We start from the raw sequence: 16,493 nt of genomic DNA on the forward strand, positions 1-16,493 counted from the left end.
GGCGCGCGCCATGACCCGCCCCCGCGTGCTTGTCCTTGCCGAGGCCGCCAATCCCGAATGGGTCAGCGTGCCGCTGGTCGGATGGTCGCTGGCCACCGCCCTGCGCGAGGTGGCCGAGGTGCATATCGTCACCCAGATCCGCAACCGCGATGCGTTTCTGCGCGCAGGGCTGGTCGAGGGCGTCGATTTCACCGCGATCGATTCCGAGGCGCTGGCCCGCCCCCTCTGGGCCCTGGGCGAGCGGCTGCGCATGGGGCAGGGCAGGGGCTGGACCACGCTGCAAGTGATCAACGCGCTCAGCTACCCGTGGTTCGAGCATCTTGTGTGGCAACAGTTCGGCGCGGACATCCGCGCCGGGCGCTATGAAATCGTGCATCGCATCACCCCCCTCAGCCCGACGATTTCCTCGTCGCTTGCGGGCAAATGCGCCCGTGCGGGCGTGCCCTTTGTCCTCGGGCCGCTCAACGGCGGCGTGCCATGGCCCGCAGGCTTTGATGCCGAGCGGCGGCGCGAGCGCGAGTATCTGAGCTACCTGCGCAGCGCCTACAAGGCGCTGCCGGGCCGCACCGCAACCCTGCGCCATGCCGCAGCCGTTTTTGCGGGCTCTCGGCATACGATGGGCGAATTGCCCGGCTTTGCCCGCGCCAAGACCGTCTATCTGCCCGAAAATGCTATCGACCCCGCCCGCTTTTCCCGCATCGCCACACCCGCGCCAAATGGCCCCCTGCGCGCGGCCTTCGTCGGGCGGCTCGTGCTCTATAAAGGCCCCGATATGCTGATCGAGGCGGCAGCGCCGATGCTGCGCGCGGGGCACCTCCATCTTGATCTGGTGGGCGACGGGCCGATGATGCCCGCCTTGCGCGCGCAGGCCGATACCCTGGGCGTGACCGCTCAGATCACCTTTCACGGCTGGTTGGAACATCGCGCGGTGCAGGACGTGCTCGCCACCTGCCACCTCTTCGCCTTCCCCTCGATCCGCGAATTCGGCGGCGGCGTGGTGCTCGAGGCGATGGCCCTCGCCGTGCCGCCGCTCATCGTCGATTACGCTGGCCCCGGCGAGCTGGTCACAGCCGCGCGCGGGCTCAAGGTGCCCTTGGGCACGCGGGCCGAAATCATCGCAGGCTTTGCCAAGGCGCTTGAGGCGCTCAGCCACGATCGCGCCGCCCTCGCCGCCCTGGGGCAGGCGGGCCGCGCATGGGTGCTGGAACAGGCTACATGGGCCGCCAAGGCAGGCCAAGTGCGCCGCGTCTATGACGCCCTGCTGGCCAAGGCTCCGCTGCCAGAGGTCTTTGCCGCATGAACGCCGCCGCCTATCGCCCCGAAATCGACGGTTTGCGCGCCATCGCGGTGTTGTCCGTGGTGCTCTATCACTTCGGGATGCCGGGCATTCCCGGCGGCTTTGTCGGCGTGGACATCTTCTTTGTCATCTCCGGCTTTCTCATCGGCGGCATCCTCTGGGCGGACCTGCGCGAAACGGGCCGCATCCGCCTTGCCCGGTTTTACCTGCGCCGCCTGCGCCGTCTGGCCCCTGCCTATTTCGCCATGGCAGCGGCAACGCTGCTGATGGGCTGGCTCATCCTCTTGCCGTTCGAGTTTCGCGAATTCGGCAAATCCCTGATCGCCGCCACGGTCTATCTCTCCAACATCCATTTCTACCGTGAAGCGGGCTATTTCGACGGCGTGTCCGAGGAAAAGCCGCTGTTGCACACATGGTCGCTGGCAGTCGAGGAACAGTTCTACATCGTTCTGCCCTTCCTTCTCTTGGCTCTGGTCCGCTGGCGCCCCACGCTGCCCATGATCCTCGCGGCCCTCGCAGCACTCTCGCTCACCGCCTGTCTCTGGCTCACGCCCCACTCGCCCACGGCGGCCTTCTACCTTTTTCCCTTCCGCGCGTGGGAGCTTTTGGCAGGCGTCCTGCTGGCCATCGCGGGGCAGGAGAACAAGGCGCGCTACGCCCTCCACCCCGCGCTTTCCTGGGCCGGTCTGGCGCTGATCCTCGCCTCCATCACCCTGATCCGGGCCGAGGGCTTTCCCGGCTGGCAGGCGATCCTGCCCGTGGCGGGCACGCTGCTCATCCTGATGAATGGCCGCGATGCCAACCCCGTGAACCGCGCCCTGATGCACCCGGCCCCGGTCTTCATCGGCCTCATCTCCTATTCGCTCTACCTCTGGCACTGGCCGGTTTTCGTTCTGTCCTCCTATTGGCGCGATGGCTATTCCGGCCCGGTCGAGTCTGCGGCTTGGCTCACGCTCGCCTTTGCCGTTTCCATCCTCTCGTGGCGCTACATCGAACGCCCCGTGCGCCTGATGCAGGGCGGCACGCGCGCGCTTGTCTCAGGCACGGCGCTGGCCTCGCTTGCCCTATTGGCCGTGGGTCTGCTCCTCTGGCGCGGCGATGGATTGCCCACCCGCTTTGCGCCAGAGTTGCGCACGCATATCGCCGCCTCGGGTGATTTCAATCAGGACTGGTCGCGCTGCACCACCCCGACCACCGGCCCACTGGCGGGGGTCGAGACCTGCCCCATCGGCCCGGATGGCCCGCCTGAGGTGCTGATCTGGGGCGACAGCCACCTGCGCGCCATGAAAGAGGGGCTGGAGGTCGCGGCCTTCGCCGCCAACCGCCCCGCGCTCATCCTCTGGCACGCAGGCTGTCCGCCGCTCTTTGACGTGGCCAAGGCCGAAACCGCCGCCACCCCGGCACAGGACGCCGCCTGCACCCGTGCCAATCAGATGATCCGGTCCGGCATCGCCCAAATGGACAGCCTGCACACCCTCCTCCTCGTTGGCCGCTGGTCCTATTATGCCGAAGGGCAGGGGGTTGGGCTCGACGCGCATAACCGCATTGCCCTTGCGCCTGAACCGGGCAGCCTTTTGCCCCAAGGTCCGCAACACACGCTTTTCAATGCAGGCCTCACCCGGACCCTTGCCGAACTCTCCCCGCACTTCCCGCGCATCCATGTCCTGCGTCAACCACCCGAGGTGCCGGAGTATGATTCCCGCGCCGTGGCCCGCGCGCTGGTGCATGGCCGCATGAGCGTGGACGATACGACCCGCCTTACTGTGCCCCGCGCCATGGCCGAGGCGCGTGCCACCCGCGCCGAGGCGCCGCTGATGGCCTTGGACCGCTCCGGGGCGATCACCCTCATCGACCCTTGGCCAAGGCTCTGCGATGCCAGCACATGCCATGTGATGCAGGATGGACAAGCGTTCTATTTCGACAACAACCACCTCACCAACCGCGCCGCCATCGCCCTCAGCGATCTGTTCGCCCCCGTGTTCGAGGCCCCGAAATGACCGCCGAGATACGGAATGCCCATTGGGACGTGATCGTCATCGGCACCGGCATGGGCGGTGGCCTCATCGGGCGCCGGCTGGCCGAGCGTGGCCTCAAGGTGCTATTCATCGAGAAAGGCCCCCAAGGCCACCGGTCCGAGCGTCAGGGCCTCAACCCCGAAATGGTCGATCCCACCGCCCGCCAGCTGCGTGGCTATTGGCCGGGGCCGATCAGGGCGCAGATCAATGGCCGCGCCTCGGAATTCTTTGGTCCCATCGGGGCCGGGGTGGGCGGCTCTTCGGTGTTCTATGCTGCCACGCTGGAACGCCCCGAACGCCACGATCTCGAGGCGACAGAGACCCGCCCGCACCCGACCGGCGGCTGGCCCGGCGGCTTTGACGCGATGTGCGACTGGTATGCCGAGGCCGAAGACCTCCTGCATATCTGCGGCGATCCCGATCCGCTCTCGCCGGAGCAAGAGACACCGCTGCGCCCCGCGCCACCGCTCTCCGCCCCCGATGCCGCCCTCATGCACAGCTTGCGCGCCGCAGGGCTGCATCCCTACCGGCTGCATGCCGCGATCCGCCATATGCCGGGGTGCCATGAGTGTCTGGGCGTCAAATGCCCCAGAGCCTGCAAGATGGATGGCCGCTCTGCGGGCGTGGAACCGGCGCTTGCCACCGGCAATGCGGCCCTTCTGGATCGTGCCGAGGTGCGCCGCCTCTGCGGCACGGCCCAGACCATCACCCATATCGAGGTCATCCGCGATGGCGAGAGCTTCACGCTCACAGCCCCCCAGATCGTGCTCGCCGCAGGCGCGCTTGGCTCGCCCCGCCTGCTTTTGGCCTCCGCATCCGAGCACTGGCCCGAGGGCTGCGCCAATGGCTCCGGCCTTGTGGGGCGCAACCTCATGTTTCACCTCAACGAGATTTTCGCCCTCTGGCCGCCGCGCGGCACGCCCGACAGCGGCCCGAGCAAGGCGATCTCGCTCCGCGATTTCTACCACAGCGACGGGCAACGCTTTGGCACGGTGCAGTCGATGGGCATCGCGGCGGGCTATGGCGAAATCGTGCATACCTTGAACGGCATGTTCGACCGCTCCGCGCTGCGCCATATCCGCCCCTTGCGCCATTTCACCCGCCTTCCTGCGGCCTTTGCGGCGCGGATGTTGGGGCGGGCGCAGGTCTTTGTTGGGCTGATGGAGGATCTGGGATACCCCGAGAACCGCGTCACCTATGACCGCACCACGCCCGATGCCATCGACATCAGCTACACGCTGCACCCTGAATTGCTCGCACGCCGCCGCGCCTTTCGCCGCGCCATCCGGGCGGGGCTGCGCGGGCATCGGCGGCTCTTTCTCACCCATACGCCAGAGTTGAACTTTGGCCATCCCTGCGGCACGCTGCGGTTCGGCACCGATCCCGGCGCCAGCGTGCTTGACCCCGACTGCCGGGCGCATGGGCTGGACAATCTCTATGTGGCGGATGCCTCTTTCATGCCCTCGTCCATGGGGGTCAACCCAAGCCTCACCATCGCGGCCAACGCGCTGCGCGTGGCCGAGGCCATCGCCCGCCGCAGAAAGGCCATGACATGAGGCTCTCGGACGGATTGGCGGTCGTGACCGGCGCGGGCGGCGGGTTGGGGCGCGCGCTCGCCGTGGACCTCGCGGCGCGCGGTCAGCGCGTCGTGGCCATGGGGCGCGCGCCCGAGGGGATTGCCGAGACCGCCGCCATGGCCCCAAGCGGCCGGATCACGCCCGTCACCGCCGATGTTGCGGACCCCCAGGCGCTGCGCGCGGCCTTTGCCCAGATCACCCGAACCGCGCCGGTGACGCTGCTCGTCAACAACGCCGCCATCTACCCGCGCCGCGATTTTCTGGATGAAACCCCCGAGAGCTTTGCCGAAACCATGGCGATCAATCTCGGTGGCACCGTGGCCTGCACCCGGCTGGCCCTCGACAGCATGGTCGAGACCGGCTTTGGCCGCATCCTCAATGTCTCGACCTTCGCCGATCTGGCCCCCTTGCCCGCCTCCTCGGCCTATGCGGTGTCCAAGGGGGCAGGGCGCATCCTGACCCGTGCGCTGATGGCCGACCTTGCCGACCGCTTTCCGGGCATTGTCCTGACCGACTGGATGCCCGGCATGCTCGCCACCCGAATGGGTGTGCCCCATGGGCTTGATCCGGCGCAGGCTGCACGCTGGGGTGCCGCGCTCGCGCTCTGGCACGATCCCTCGCTCAATGGCGCGGTGTTCGAGCAGGATCGCGAAATCCTCGCCCCGCACGGCCTCAAGGGCCGGATCAAGGATGCGCTCTTGCTGCGCCGCCGCCGTCCGCGCGTGATCCAGACCTGACCGTTACCGGCAATACGGCCCGTTGCCGTGCTTGGCCGTGTCGAAATGGAAATGGTCCTTATGGTGCCGGTCCGAATTCGGGCCAAGCACGGTGCCAAACGTCCCGCAAGCCTCGCCATGCACCCGCTTGAGGATACGCCCCTCATGACCTCGGCCCCAATCCCTGAGAACCGAGATATCCGAGCCGTCTTTGAGCTTCAGCGCCGAAATATCAATTGCCTTGCCGCGCCCATGTTCGGAAATCCGCGCGCCCGGCTGGCTGTTGCGCGTGCGGCAGACATAATGCGCCGGCACCTGCAACCCCGTCAGACCGCCGCCCATGCGCCCGACCGCCGGCTTGGCGCTGCGCTTGACCCAATCCCCGAGCGCCCGCGCCGTCGGGCAATCGAGCGTCGCCGCTTGGCTCAATCGCACGCCATGCACCGCCTCAAGCCGCACGGCGCGCTCAATCCCACAGCCATTCACCTCATGGTGCTGAAACCCCGAGACAGACCCGACCAACCCCGGATCACCACAGAGCCCGCCCCCCCGGCTGACCTCGTCATTGTCGCTGCGCCCACAGCCCGACGCGATCAGGCTCAGGCCCGCGGCGATGCCCAGAACCGCCCGCCTCATGCCTTCTTGACCCGGCCAAAATCCGGCGCGGCAGTGTCCTGCCCGGCCTCGATGATGCCGCGCCGAATGGCACGGGTGCGGGTGAAATAGGCGTGCAGGTGATCGCCATCGCCAATGCGAATGGCGCGTTGCAGCGCGAACAACTCCTCGGTAAAGCGGCCCAGAATTTCCAATGTCGCCTCCTTGTTGTTGAGAAACACATCGCGCCACATGGTCGGATCAGACGCGGCAATCCGGGTGAAATCCCGGAACCCGGCGGCGGAATACTTGATCACCTCGCTATCGGTGACGCGGCGCAGATCGTCGGCCACACCGACCATCGTATAGGCGATCAGATGCGGTGCATGGCTTGTCACCGCCAGCACCAGATCGTGATGCTCGGCGTCCATCTCTTCGGTGTTCGACCCAAGCGCCCGCCAGAACGCCTCCAACCGCTCCACTGCCGCACGGTCGCTGCCCGCTTGCGGCACGATCAGGCACCAGCGGTTGTCAAAGAGTTCGGCAAAGCCCGACCGCGGCCCCGAATGTTCGGTCCCCGCCAGCGGATGCGCCGGCACGAAATGCACTCCCGCCGGAATATGGGGGGCGACCGCCTCGATCACCGCCTTCTTGACCGATCCCACATCGCTGACCGTGGCACCGGGCTTGAGCGCGCCCGCGATCTCGGCGGCAACCGCCCCCATCGCGCCCACCGGCACGCAGAGTACCACCAGATCGGCACCCGCGCAGGCCTCTGCCGCGCTGTCGCAGACGCGATCACACAGCCCGATTTCGCGCGCCACATCCCGGGTTTCGGTCGAGCGCGCATAGCCCGTGATCTCGCCCACAACACCCGCGCGGCGCATCGCATGTGCCATGGATGATGCAATCAGCCCCAGCCCGATCAGCGCCACCCGGTCATAGATCTGCGCCATCACCGGACCCCCTTGAATTGTCCGATCACATGCGCCACCCGGCGACAGGCGGATTCTTCGCCCACCGTGATCCGCAACCCATTGGGAAAGCCATAGCCGCCCACCCGGCGCACGATGATCCCATCAGCGCGTAAGGCGGCATCACAGGCCGCCGCCTCGTCCTCTGAGTCAAACCGCGCCAGCACGAAATTGGCGTGGCTCTCGTCCACCGCAACACCGCTCTCGCGCAGCGCCTCGGTCAGCCAGGCCCGGTTGCGCAGCGTGTCGCTCACCACCTTGCCCAGCCACTCCTGATCCCGCACCGCCGCTTCGGCGGTGACGAGTTGCGTGGGCGACAGGTTGAAAGGCTGGCGAATGCGGTTCAGCACCTCGATCATCGCGCGCTGCGCATAGCCCCAGCCGATCCGCAACCCGCCAAGTCCGTAAGCCTTGGAAAAGGTGCGCGTCATGATGACATTGTCGCGCGCCTCGACCAGCGCCACACCGCCGTCATAGCCTGCGGCGAATTCCGTATAGGCCCCATCCAGCACCAGAATGGCCCCCTCGGGCAGGCCATCGGCAAGCCGCGCCAATTCCGCCTCGGGCAGGATGGTGCCGGTGGGATTGCCGGGATTGGCGATAAAGACGATCCGCGTTCGCGCCGTGCAGGCCGCCAGAATGGCGTCCACGTCCACCACGCGCTCCCGCTCGGCCACACAGACCGGCGTGGCCCCCACCGCATGCGCGAGGATGGGATACATGGCAAAGCCGTGCTCGGTGTGGATCACCTCGTCACCCGCTCCGGCATAGGCTTGTGCCACGAATTGCAACACCTCGTCCGATCCCACGCCACAGATCACCCGCTCCGGGTCCAGCCCATGCGCTTCGGCAATCGCGCCGCGCAACTCGGCATGGTCGGTGCCGGGATAGCGATGCAGCGTCGCGGCAGAGCGGGCAAAGGCCGTCTTGGCCTTGTCCGACGGGCCATAAGGGCTTTCATTGGCCGAAAGCTTCAGTGGCTCGGCTTTGCCTGCAATCACGGCCTCGCCACTCTTGTAGAGCGCGATTTCCATGATGCCCGGCTGCGGCGTGATCTTGGTCATGTCATTCCCCGTCTATCGTCAGAGGTTCTAGCTTTGGTGCCCCGGCTTGACCAGCACCAAAAGGAAAAGGCCGCGGCGGTTCCCCGTCGCGGCCTCTTCGCTGCATTTCAGAACGCTTAGTTCTGCGCGTAGAATTCGATCACGAGGTTCGGTTCCATCATCACCGGATAGGGCACATCCGACAGGCCGGGCTGACGGACAAAGGTGGCCTTCATCTTGGAATGATCCGCCTCGATGTAATCGGGCACGTCGCGTTCGGCCAGTTGCACGGCCTCGAGCAGAACGGTCATCTGCTTGGAACGGTCGCGGACCTCGATCACATCGCCCTCTTTCACACGATAGGAGGGGATATTGACCCGCTGGCCGTTCACGGTGACATGGCCATGGTTCACGAACTGGCGCGCGGCAAACATGGTGACCACGAATTTGGCGCGGTAAACCACGGCATCCAGACGACGCTCCAAGAGGCCGATCAGGTTCTCGCCGGTGTCGCCCTTCAGACGCTCGGCCTCGGCATAGATGCGGCGGAACTGCTTTTCGGTCAGGTCGCCGTAATAGCCCTTCAGCTTCTGCTTGGCGCGCAGCTGCAGGCCAAAGTCAGAGATTTTGGCCTTGCGGCGCTGACCGTGCTGGCCGGGGCCATATTCACGCTTGTTGACGGGGGATTTCGGGCGGCCCCAGATGTTTTCACCCATCCGGCGGTCAATTTTGTACTTGGCAGACGTGCGTTTGGTCACGGCTGATCTCCTTCACTTGAATCGAAGGGCGTTGTCCTCTGCGTTCCGGCACGTTCCGGTCAGCCGACAGGTCTCCCCTTGCGGGGTCCACCAACACCAATGAAGCCGCGCTTATACAGGCGCGTCGGCGGGTGTCAACAGGGGGCAGTGCCCTTTATTCTTTCTCGCGAATATGCGCCAGCAGCGTCTCAGCATCCGACACCTTGACCGGCACGCCCGCCGGGTTGTCCTGCAACCCCGGCTCGGCAAAGAGCGCCGTGATTACCCCATCCTCGACCAGCATGGAATAGCGCCAGCTGCGCTTGCCCATACCCTGACGCGAGCGATCCACCAGCATGCCCAAACCGTGGGCAAAATCGCCATTGCCATCGGGCAGCATCATGGTCTTTTCGATCCCCTGCGCCTTGCCCCATTGGAACATCACAAAGGCATCGTTCACGGCGGTGCAGATTACCCGGTCAATCCCTGCGGCCAGAAAATCGTCATAGAGCCGCTCATACCCCGGCAGGTGGCTATCGGAACAGGCGGGCGTGAACGCGCCGGGCAGACCAAAGACCACCACGCGCTTGCCCGCGAAAACATCGGCGGTGCTCAGATCCTTCCACTCAAAGGGATTGTCTCCCTCTAGCGCCGGATTGCGCACGCGGGTATGAAAGATGACATCAGGGACAGTTTTGGGGGTCACGTCGGGATCTCCGGTTAAGGCTAGAACTGTTCCCCGACATAAACCACCCGCGCGCGCGGTAAAGGGGCCAAACCCGCCAAAATCCGCCCTTCATCTGGCCTGACATACCTCGGGGGTCCGGGGGCCGCGCCCCCGAACCTTACGCCGCCTCATGCGCGAGGATCGCGGCCTCGGACCCGTTCAGACAGCGCCGCGCATAGCCGCCATAGAGATTGGGCTCGTATTCCAGATTGGGATTGATCGCGAGGAGCCGCGCGCGATCGCCCTCGTCCAGCGTCGACAGTGCCGTGCTCGCGGGGTGAAAGCTCTCGGTTTCCAGGCCATTGGCCCAGATGATCTGATGGCGCGGCAAAAGCAGATGAATATACGTCACCTCGCGAGAGGCCAGATCAACCGCCACCGTGTCATTGTTGATCAGGTCACGCGCCATCACCAGCACCTCGGGCGTGTTGAAGAGCGCGCGCGCCACATCGCCCCGCACCAGCATCCGGTGTTCCGGGCTGACCAGCAATTCCGCATCCGGCCGCCCGATGCCGAGCGCCCCGGCCCGTAGCCGGATCGGCCGCAGCTTAGGCATGGCAAAGAGCCGTGCGCCGGTCATCCGGCGACTGCCGATCCACTGGATTTCCTCGGCGCCGTTGTCACGGGTCTGCACATGGTCGCCCTCGCGCAACTCCTCGACAAGCCGCGGTCCCTCCGGCGTTTCGATCCGCGTGCCGGGGGTAAAACAGATGACCCCTCCGCTCGCCGGTCCGGTTGAGGCCCCGCGCATCCCCTCAAGCGAGTGGTGCACGATCCACATTTCCCGCCCGCGGGGCGGAATTTCGTCGTGAAACATCAACAGCGGCGTGCCCTCGCTGCCCACTTCGATGATCGTGACCGTATAGCTGCGCGTGCCGTCTGTGACGACGAAACCCAAATCCATAAGCGGCTCTTCCACATCCGCCGGGATCAGATCGCGTGTGTTATTCATCGCCGCGCCCACCAGACGCCGCACCATCCGTGCCGCACGTTTGCGGTTCACGGTTTCCCCATTCGCCCCTTCCAGACGCAACAGTTGGTTCGGCCCATCGACTCGCACCGCATCACCCCGCCAGGACCATGTCTGTCCCACCGAAAGCGACTGCACCGGCGCAGTCGTGATCCCGTCCAGTTCTGTTTGCGACCAAGAAATGACGAACGTGCCTCGAAAGCCCGTCCCCATAACCCTGACTGCCTGCCTCTTCGTTTCTTTTTTTATCGCTTATTATTATCGTTAAGGTAGCAAAGGCGAATCAGTCTGAAAAGCCCCTGATTGCATTTTTGTCAGAACCGCAGCCTGAACTGCACAGCGCCCAGAAATTGCCCCTCGCGCTGTTCATCGAATTCCTCGCTGAGCCACGTCAGCCCGTAAAAGAGCGCGGCCCCGTTGCGGTTTTCCCAATGCAGCCCTGCGCGCACCCGTGTGCGGTCCTCGGTCAGGGTGACACCGCTGCGCGCGGGCAGGTAATCGCTGTCATCGACATAGGCAATGTCGGCCCCCAAGAGAAACGCCGTGCCCGCCTGCTCGGCGCGCACCACGCGGTAGCGGTGGCCCGTGACCGCATCGCGCACCTGCAACTCGCCGCGCCCGATGTCCCCAAAGGTGATGTCTGCCCCCGCCCGGATCAGGTCCTCGACCCCCAGCCGCGCCTCGGCAAAGGGGCGCAGCCGTGCAAAGCCCAGCTCAAACTCGCGGCTCGCTTCGAATACGCCCGAGGGGCGGATCCCATCGTCGATCTGGTTGCGCCGGACCCGCCGACCCACGTCGCGCCCGCCCAGAAACCCGTGCAAAAAGTCTTGGAAATCATCAAGCTGCGTCTGCGGCCCGGTCACGATCAGATCTGCGCCCAAGGCGTAATCCACCTGAGCTTTCTGGAAATGCGTATGCAGCCCAAAGCCGAGCGCGCCCACATAGGGCCGATCCAGCGGGGCAGGGCGGCTCAGGTTCTCGGGGGCAATTACCTCGCCGTGAAACCGGAATTCCAGAAGCTGCCCGATGCGCTCTGGCGCGTGACCCTGCCACGCAGGCCCCCAAACCCGGCTCGACGTGATCGACCCGGTGCGCCAGCGATCATCCGTGTCGCCCAGAACGTCATTGGTGAACAACAGGCCATAGCCCAGGCGTTGCCGCCCTTCGGATTGTGCCGAGGCAACCGTGCTCAGGCCCATTGTCAGTGCCAGAAACGCCCCGAGGGCAATGGCGAAACTACGTGTCATGCGTCACGTCCCCATGTTGCGCCCCCCGGCGGTTTCTGCTTAGCAAACCCTCACGCGAATTGACCAGCTAAACTTTACCATTCCGTGAAACCGTGGCGCAAATCCCATGGTTTCGCGCGCGCAAGGTCAGAGCGCGCGCAGCCAGACTTGCAGATCATGGGCGCTTTCCTGCGCCGCCCCGATCTCCCGCCAGTTGAATTGCGCCACCGCTCCTGACAAAGGCGCATAGCCCCGCTTGTGCCAAAAGCCGTCCAGCGGCTGATACCCGTCGGGCCGTGCGGGGTGATCCTTCGGCCGCATCACCGAGCAAAACGCGGCATAGTTGCGCCCCAGCTCCCGTGCCTGGGCCTCGCGCAGATCAAAAAACCGATGACCGATCCCCTGACCGCGATACTCGGGCAAAAGCACGCTTTCGGCGCAATAGAATATCCGGTCGAGCGCAATGCCACTCTCGGCAAAGGCCGCGCCGAAATCGTCTGCGTGATCCTCCATCGGGGCGCCCGTGGCCGCGCCGATCAGGCGCGCGCCGTCATAGGCCCCCACCAGAATGGCATCGGCACTGTCGCGGTAGACCTGCAAATACCGCTCTTCATAGGCGGCATCGCCCTCGTAGAGATAGGGATAGGCCCGAAACACTTCGATCCTGAGCCGCGCCACATCGGGCAGGGCGCGCGCCATCGCCGCCCCCGTCAGCCGCTCGACCCGGATCATGCCGAAACCTGTTTCACCCAATCCGCAAGGTTGTAATAGGTCACGACGCGGGTGATCAGCCCATCCTTGAGCGTGAAAAACGACCCGGCAGGCAGAACATAGGTCTGCCCCTTCGCCTCCGGCAGGCCCTCGTCGGTCTCCAGATAGGTGCCGTTCACGACGAATTCCGCCGCCGCGCGCGTGCCACCTTCGGCGTCAAAGATCACCATATCGGTCAGCTCTTCGCGGTAGCACCGGCTCATGTGATCGCAAAACGCACGAAAGAGGTCCTTGCCCTCTCGCACCTGCCCCTCGTTCACATGATGGCGCACATCGTCGCTGAGGCACGCCAACATGCCGGGCACATCGCCCCGGTTGAAGGCATCGAAATAGGCTTTGACGGTCTCGTTCATAAATCCTCCCGGGGTGGTCCCCAACGGTCCTGCAAATGCCCGATGATCTGGTCTCGGGTCTGACGATAGCTATCCAACCGCGCCTCGCGCGTCTGCGCAAGGCCGGTCGGGTCCATGATCGGCCAATACACCACGTCCAGATGAAAAAACCGCGTCAATTCCAGCGCCCGCCGCTGGCTTGCCGGGCTGAGCGCGACGATGATGTCAAAGGATGACAGATCATCGCCCCACTGCTCCATCTGGTCAAAGCTGCGGCTGCGGTGCCGCTCCAGCTCTACGCCGATCTCGCGGCATACGGCGATGCTGAAACCGTCGATCTCCATATCGTTCTTGACGCCCGCCGATTGTACATAGGTGTCGGTGCCATAAAACTTCTTCATGATCCCCTCGGCCATGGGCGAGCGGACCGCGTTGTGATCGCAACAGAACAGCACCGATTGCGGCAGCGGCTCGGGCATGCCTCAGCCCCCGAAATGCAACACGCAGATCAGCGTGAACAGGCGCCGCGCGGTGTCATTGTCGATCTCGGCCTTGCCCTCCAGCCGCTCGGCCAGCACGCGCGCGCCCTCGTTGTGAATCCCGCGCCGGGCCATGTCGATCGTTTCGATCTGAGAGGGCGGCATGTTCTTCACCGCGTCAAAATAGCTTTCGCAGATAGCCCAGTAATCCTTGACCACCTGCCGGAACGGGCTGAGCGACAGATGGAACTCGGCCGCCGGTTCGTCCGCGTCGGTGCGGATGTCGAACACCAACCGCTTTTCGCGGATTGCCAGCCCCAGACGATACGGACCCTCCGGCACCGGGCGGTCGTCGCGCGCGGGCAGCGCAAAACTGTTTTCCTCGATGAGATCATACATCGCCACCTTGCGCTCCTGCTCAATCTCGGGCGTGGGGGGCGGAAGGTTGGCATCGTCCAACTCTATATGGCAAATCCGGCTCATTGGTCTTACTCGTGCTGCGTCCTTCCCTCGTCCCTAACGCAGCGCGGCGGCTTGGGCAATCGCCGTGACCTCTTGGCCGTCGCTTGGGGCGCGTGGCGTCACTCCCCCGCCACGCATGCCGGGAAATTGCCGCGAAATCTTGGCGATTGATCACAATCTTGCCTTGTTGCCGTGGCAAATTGTTCCCAGATCGGCAATAATACTGAAAAACAGGCTAAGCCGACCTTAAGAGTATCCCGTTATAATCGGGAAGAGCAGGTTTACCGGGGCGATTGAATGCTCGAGTTCGAGAACGTCAGCAAGTCCTTTTGGACAGGCACACAGCGTAAGGTCATCCTCGACCGGGTGTCGTTCCGCGTCGAGCTTGGCCATAGCCTTGGCATTCTGGCACCCAACGGCACCGGCAAGACGACGCTGATCAACATGATGGCCGGTCTTGAAAAACCGGACGAGGGGGTGGTTCGGCGCAGCTGTCGCATCTCCTTTCCTCTGGGCTTCATGGGGGGGGTGGTCAACCGCCTCTCGGCGCTGGACAACTCGCGCTATATCGCGCGTCTCTACGGCCTTGATCCCGACTACATCGAGGCCTACTGCCGCTGGCTCTGTGGCTTGGGCGAATATTTCGACCAACCGCTCGGCACCTATTCTTCGGGCATGCGCGCGCGCTTCAGCTTCGCACTCATGCTGGCCCTCGATTTTGATATGTATCTGATCGACGAGGGTATGCCCGGCTCGACCGATGTCGAGTTCAACCGCAAGGCAGGCGATATCCTTCAGGAACGTCTGCGCACCACCACCGTGATCATCGTCTCGCATGATCCCAAGGTGCTGGAGAAATTCGCCCGTTCGGCCGCTGTGCTGATGGGCGGCAAACTATACATGTTTGACACCTTGGAAGAGGCAAAAGAGCTTTATGACTACGAAACCCAAGGCTAGAAAGTTCCGCATCCGCCGGAGCGCCGATTCCCTCGCGCCGCGTGTCGCCACCTCGGATGATGCAGGTGCTGCCGCGCCTGTTGCGGAAACGTCACCGCCCGCACAAGAGGGGCAGGTCGCCTCGGCGCGCGAAACCGCGACCAGCCAGAGTATCGACGACATCCGCCGCGAGGGGTTGACCGGGCGCGAACTGCGCATGGCCCGGCGCATGGCGCAAAAGCACGGGCTCGCGCCCACGTCGGATTTCGACGCCGTGCGCCTCTTGCGCGCGCGCGGCATTGACCCGTTTCAGCGGGCCAACATTCTCGAACTTGTGGCCAGCGACGGTGGCAACACCCCGCCGCCCCCGCCCAATGGCCCGGCCGCGGCAAGTGATCCGGGCGCGCCGCAGGGCCGCGTGCAATTGCCGCAAACAGTGCCTGTCGCGCGCCAGACGCTGCCCTCCACCGATATCAGCCCGGCGGATCGCCGCGCCAAGGAAATCCAGGAAATTCAGCGCGACATCGGTCGCCGCCGCCGCCGCCGCTTGCTGTTGCTCTTTTCGCGCCTTGCAGCCTTCGTGTTGCTGCCGACCATCGTGGTCGGCTATTATTTCTACGCCATCGCCACGCCGATGTATTCGACCAAATCCGCCTTCTTGATCCTGTCGGCGGATGGCGGCAGCAGCACAGGTGGCGGTCTGGGCGGCCTTTTGCCCACGCAATTCGCCACCGGTCAGGATGCCATCGCCACTCAGGAATATCTCGAATCCAAGGATGCGATGCTGCGCCTTGACGAGGAACTCGGCTTTCGTGCGCATTTCAGCGACCCCTCGATCGACCCGCTCCAGCGACTCGATCCCGATGCCAGCCACGAAACCGCCTACAAGCTCTATCGCAAATACGTGAAACTCGGCTACGACCCGACCGAAGGCGTGATCCGGATGGAGGTGTCGACCGCAGATCCCGCCCTCAGCGCCACCTTTTCCGAACGCCTCATCAAATATGCCGAAGAGCGCGTGGATGACCTCAGCCGCCAAAAACGTCAGGACGCGGTCAGCACCGCCGCCACCAGCCTGGAGCAGGCCAAGGCCGACCGTCGCGCCGCCCAGCAGATGCTCGTGACGTTGCAAGAGGGGACCATCCTCGATCCCGAGGGCGAGATTGCCAGCATCCGCGCCCTCGTGAACACCGTCGAATTGCAGCTTCAGGAAAAGGAACTGGCCCTCAATATCCAACTCAACAACGCCCGCCCCAACGCCGCCCGCGTCGAGGCACTCCAGAGCGAGATCGAGATCCTGCGCGCCGAACTCTCCCGCCAGAAAAGCCGCCTGACCGAGGCCACCGCTGGCGAAAGCTCGCTGGCCTCCAAGACCGCCGCGATCCAGATGGCACAGGCCGACCTCGCCACCGCAGACCTCGTGTTGCAATCCGCGCTTGAGGCAAAGCGCCAGTCCGAGATCGAGGCCAACAAGCAGGTCCGCTATCTCACGGTTAGCGTGCGGCCCCTCGCCTCGCAGGATTCCTCCTATCCGCGGGCCTTCGAGAATACGATACTGGCCTTCCTGATCTTTTCTGGTATCTACCTGCTCATATCGCTTACAGCTTCCATTCTGCGTGAACAGGTGTCTTCCTGAT

At 64.6% G+C, this 16,493-nt stretch carries 17 protein-coding genes; 6 read left to right on the top strand and 11 right to left on the bottom strand.

What is annotated here, in order from left to right:
* Positions 1–10: 10 nt before the first annotated feature.
* From AACZ65_RS12925 to AACZ65_RS12940, 4 genes are read left to right on the top strand one after another with little or no spacing between them, the layout of a single operon-like run.
* Positions 11–1,300 carry a glycosyltransferase family 4 protein gene (locus AACZ65_RS12925; RefSeq protein WP_339671478.1) on the top strand — a complete coding sequence of 430 codons (1,290 nt, stop codon included), beginning with the start codon at positions 11–13 and terminating at the stop codon, positions 1,298–1,300.
* The gene (locus AACZ65_RS12930) at positions 1,297–3,294 is read left to right on the top strand and encodes an acyltransferase family protein (RefSeq protein ID WP_339671480.1); all 1,998 of its coding nucleotides are present in this window, start codon (positions 1,297–1,299) and stop codon (positions 3,292–3,294) included. Before AACZ65_RS12925 ends, AACZ65_RS12930 begins: the two co-directional genes overlap by 4 nt.
* On the top strand, positions 3,291–4,868 hold the full coding sequence (locus AACZ65_RS12935) for a GMC family oxidoreductase (RefSeq protein ID WP_339671482.1): 1,578 nt from the start codon (positions 3,291–3,293) through the stop codon (positions 4,866–4,868). The genes AACZ65_RS12930 and AACZ65_RS12935 overlap by 4 nt, the downstream gene beginning before the upstream one ends.
* Entirely contained in the window at positions 4,865–5,626 is a 762-nt protein-coding gene (locus AACZ65_RS12940) for an SDR family oxidoreductase (RefSeq protein ID WP_339671484.1), read from the top strand. The genes AACZ65_RS12935 and AACZ65_RS12940 overlap by 4 nt, the downstream gene beginning before the upstream one ends.
* 3 nt (positions 5,627–5,629) lie before the next feature.
* On the opposite strand, the gene AACZ65_RS12945 is transcribed toward AACZ65_RS12940, so the two are convergent.
* From AACZ65_RS12945 to AACZ65_RS12995, 11 genes are all read right to left on the bottom strand, one after another.
* Positions 5,630–6,241 (bottom strand): extensin family protein, encoded by a 612-nt coding sequence (locus tag AACZ65_RS12945; RefSeq protein ID WP_339671486.1) that lies wholly within the window; start codon positions 6,239–6,241, stop codon positions 5,630–5,632.
* Positions 6,238–7,155: a prephenate/arogenate dehydrogenase family protein gene (locus AACZ65_RS12950; RefSeq protein ID WP_339671488.1), complete on the bottom strand. Its 918-nt coding sequence runs from the start codon at positions 7,153–7,155 to the stop codon at positions 6,238–6,240. Before AACZ65_RS12950 ends, AACZ65_RS12945 begins: the two co-directional genes overlap by 4 nt.
* Complete coding sequence (gene hisC, locus AACZ65_RS12955; RefSeq protein WP_339671490.1) at positions 7,155–8,237, bottom strand: histidinol-phosphate transaminase; 1,083 nt, start codon at positions 8,235–8,237, stop codon at positions 7,155–7,157. The genes AACZ65_RS12950 and hisC overlap by 1 nt, the downstream gene beginning before the upstream one ends.
* A 116-nt stretch (positions 8,238–8,353) precedes the next feature.
* The gene (gene rpsD, locus AACZ65_RS12960; protein ID WP_008280757.1) at positions 8,354–8,974 is read right to left on the bottom strand and encodes a 30S ribosomal protein S4; all 621 of its coding nucleotides are present in this window, start codon (positions 8,972–8,974) and stop codon (positions 8,354–8,356) included.
* A 154-nt stretch (positions 8,975–9,128) separates the two neighbouring features.
* The gene (locus AACZ65_RS12965; protein ID WP_339671494.1) at positions 9,129–9,659 is read right to left on the bottom strand and encodes a peroxiredoxin; all 531 of its coding nucleotides are present in this window, start codon (positions 9,657–9,659) and stop codon (positions 9,129–9,131) included.
* A 139-nt stretch (positions 9,660–9,798) separates the two neighbouring features.
* Positions 9,799–10,863 (bottom strand): Hint domain-containing protein, encoded by a 1,065-nt coding sequence (locus AACZ65_RS12970; RefSeq protein WP_339671496.1) that lies wholly within the window; start codon positions 10,861–10,863, stop codon positions 9,799–9,801.
* A 101-nt stretch (positions 10,864–10,964) separates the two neighbouring features.
* Positions 10,965–11,897, bottom strand: a complete 933-nt coding sequence (locus AACZ65_RS12975; RefSeq protein WP_037272529.1) for a lipid A-modifier LpxR family protein — start codon at positions 11,895–11,897, stop codon at positions 10,965–10,967.
* 126 nt (positions 11,898–12,023) lie between these two features.
* Positions 12,024–12,608, bottom strand: a complete 585-nt coding sequence (locus tag AACZ65_RS12980) for a GNAT family N-acetyltransferase (RefSeq protein WP_339671500.1) — start codon at positions 12,606–12,608, stop codon at positions 12,024–12,026.
* Entirely contained in the window at positions 12,605–13,000 is a 396-nt protein-coding gene (locus tag AACZ65_RS12985) for a ketosteroid isomerase-related protein (RefSeq protein ID WP_037272535.1), read from the bottom strand. The genes AACZ65_RS12980 and AACZ65_RS12985 overlap by 4 nt, the downstream gene beginning before the upstream one ends.
* Positions 12,997–13,458, bottom strand: a complete 462-nt coding sequence (locus AACZ65_RS12990; RefSeq protein ID WP_037272538.1) for a low molecular weight phosphatase family protein — start codon at positions 13,456–13,458, stop codon at positions 12,997–12,999. Before AACZ65_RS12990 ends, AACZ65_RS12985 begins: the two co-directional genes overlap by 4 nt.
* Positions 13,459–13,461: 3 nt before the next feature.
* Positions 13,462–13,941, bottom strand: coding sequence for a UPF0262 family protein (locus tag AACZ65_RS12995; protein WP_037272541.1), 480 nt, complete (start codon positions 13,939–13,941; stop codon positions 13,462–13,464).
* A 276-nt stretch (positions 13,942–14,217) separates the two neighbouring features.
* Between AACZ65_RS12995 and AACZ65_RS13000 the strand changes: the two genes are divergently transcribed.
* A complete protein-coding gene (locus AACZ65_RS13000; RefSeq protein WP_037272544.1) occupies positions 14,218–14,877 on the top strand; it encodes an ATP-binding cassette domain-containing protein in 660 nt (219 codons plus the stop codon).
* Positions 14,855–16,492, top strand: a complete 1,638-nt coding sequence (locus AACZ65_RS13005) for a capsule biosynthesis protein (RefSeq protein ID WP_339671506.1) — start codon at positions 14,855–14,857, stop codon at positions 16,490–16,492. Before AACZ65_RS13000 ends, AACZ65_RS13005 begins: the two co-directional genes overlap by 23 nt.
* Position 16,493 lies beyond the last annotated feature (1 nt).

It is taken from the genome of uncultured Roseovarius sp., assembly GCF_963972555.1.
In the GTDB taxonomy this organism is placed as follows: Bacteria; Pseudomonadota; Alphaproteobacteria; order Rhodobacterales; family Rhodobacteraceae; genus Roseovarius; species Roseovarius mucosus.

Coding starts and splice junctions, on each gene's coding strand:
- AACZ65_RS12925 (WP_339671478.1), top strand. CDS start 11: ATGACCCGCCCCCGCGTGCTTGTCCTTGCCGAGGCCGCCAATCCCGAA.
- AACZ65_RS12930 (WP_339671480.1), top strand. CDS start 1,297: ATGAACGCCGCCGCCTATCGCCCCGAAATCGACGGTTTGCGCGCCATC.
- AACZ65_RS12935 (WP_339671482.1), top strand. CDS start 3,291: ATGACCGCCGAGATACGGAATGCCCATTGGGACGTGATCGTCATCGGC.
- AACZ65_RS12940 (WP_339671484.1), top strand. CDS start 4,865: ATGAGGCTCTCGGACGGATTGGCGGTCGTGACCGGCGCGGGCGGCGGG.
- AACZ65_RS12945 (WP_339671486.1), bottom strand. CDS start 6,241: ATGAGGCGGGCGGTTCTGGGCATCGCCGCGGGCCTGAGCCTGATCGCG.
- AACZ65_RS12950 (WP_339671488.1), bottom strand. CDS start 7,155: ATGGCGCAGATCTATGACCGGGTGGCGCTGATCGGGCTGGGGCTGATT.
- hisC (WP_339671490.1), bottom strand. CDS start 8,237: ATGACCAAGATCACGCCGCAGCCGGGCATCATGGAAATCGCGCTCTAC.
- AACZ65_RS12970 (WP_339671496.1), bottom strand. CDS start 10,863: ATGGGGACGGGCTTTCGAGGCACGTTCGTCATTTCTTGGTCGCAAACA.
- AACZ65_RS12975 (WP_037272529.1), bottom strand. CDS start 11,897: ATGACACGTAGTTTCGCCATTGCCCTCGGGGCGTTTCTGGCACTGACA.
- AACZ65_RS12980 (WP_339671500.1), bottom strand. CDS start 12,608: ATGATCCGGGTCGAGCGGCTGACGGGGGCGGCGATGGCGCGCGCCCTG.
- AACZ65_RS12985 (WP_037272535.1), bottom strand. CDS start 13,000: ATGAACGAGACCGTCAAAGCCTATTTCGATGCCTTCAACCGGGGCGAT.
- AACZ65_RS12990 (WP_037272538.1), bottom strand. CDS start 13,458: ATGCCCGAGCCGCTGCCGCAATCGGTGCTGTTCTGTTGCGATCACAAC.
- AACZ65_RS12995 (WP_037272541.1), bottom strand. CDS start 13,941: ATGAGCCGGATTTGCCATATAGAGTTGGACGATGCCAACCTTCCGCCC.
- AACZ65_RS13000 (WP_037272544.1), top strand. CDS start 14,218: ATGCTCGAGTTCGAGAACGTCAGCAAGTCCTTTTGGACAGGCACACAG.
- AACZ65_RS13005 (WP_339671506.1), top strand. CDS start 14,855: ATGACTACGAAACCCAAGGCTAGAAAGTTCCGCATCCGCCGGAGCGCC.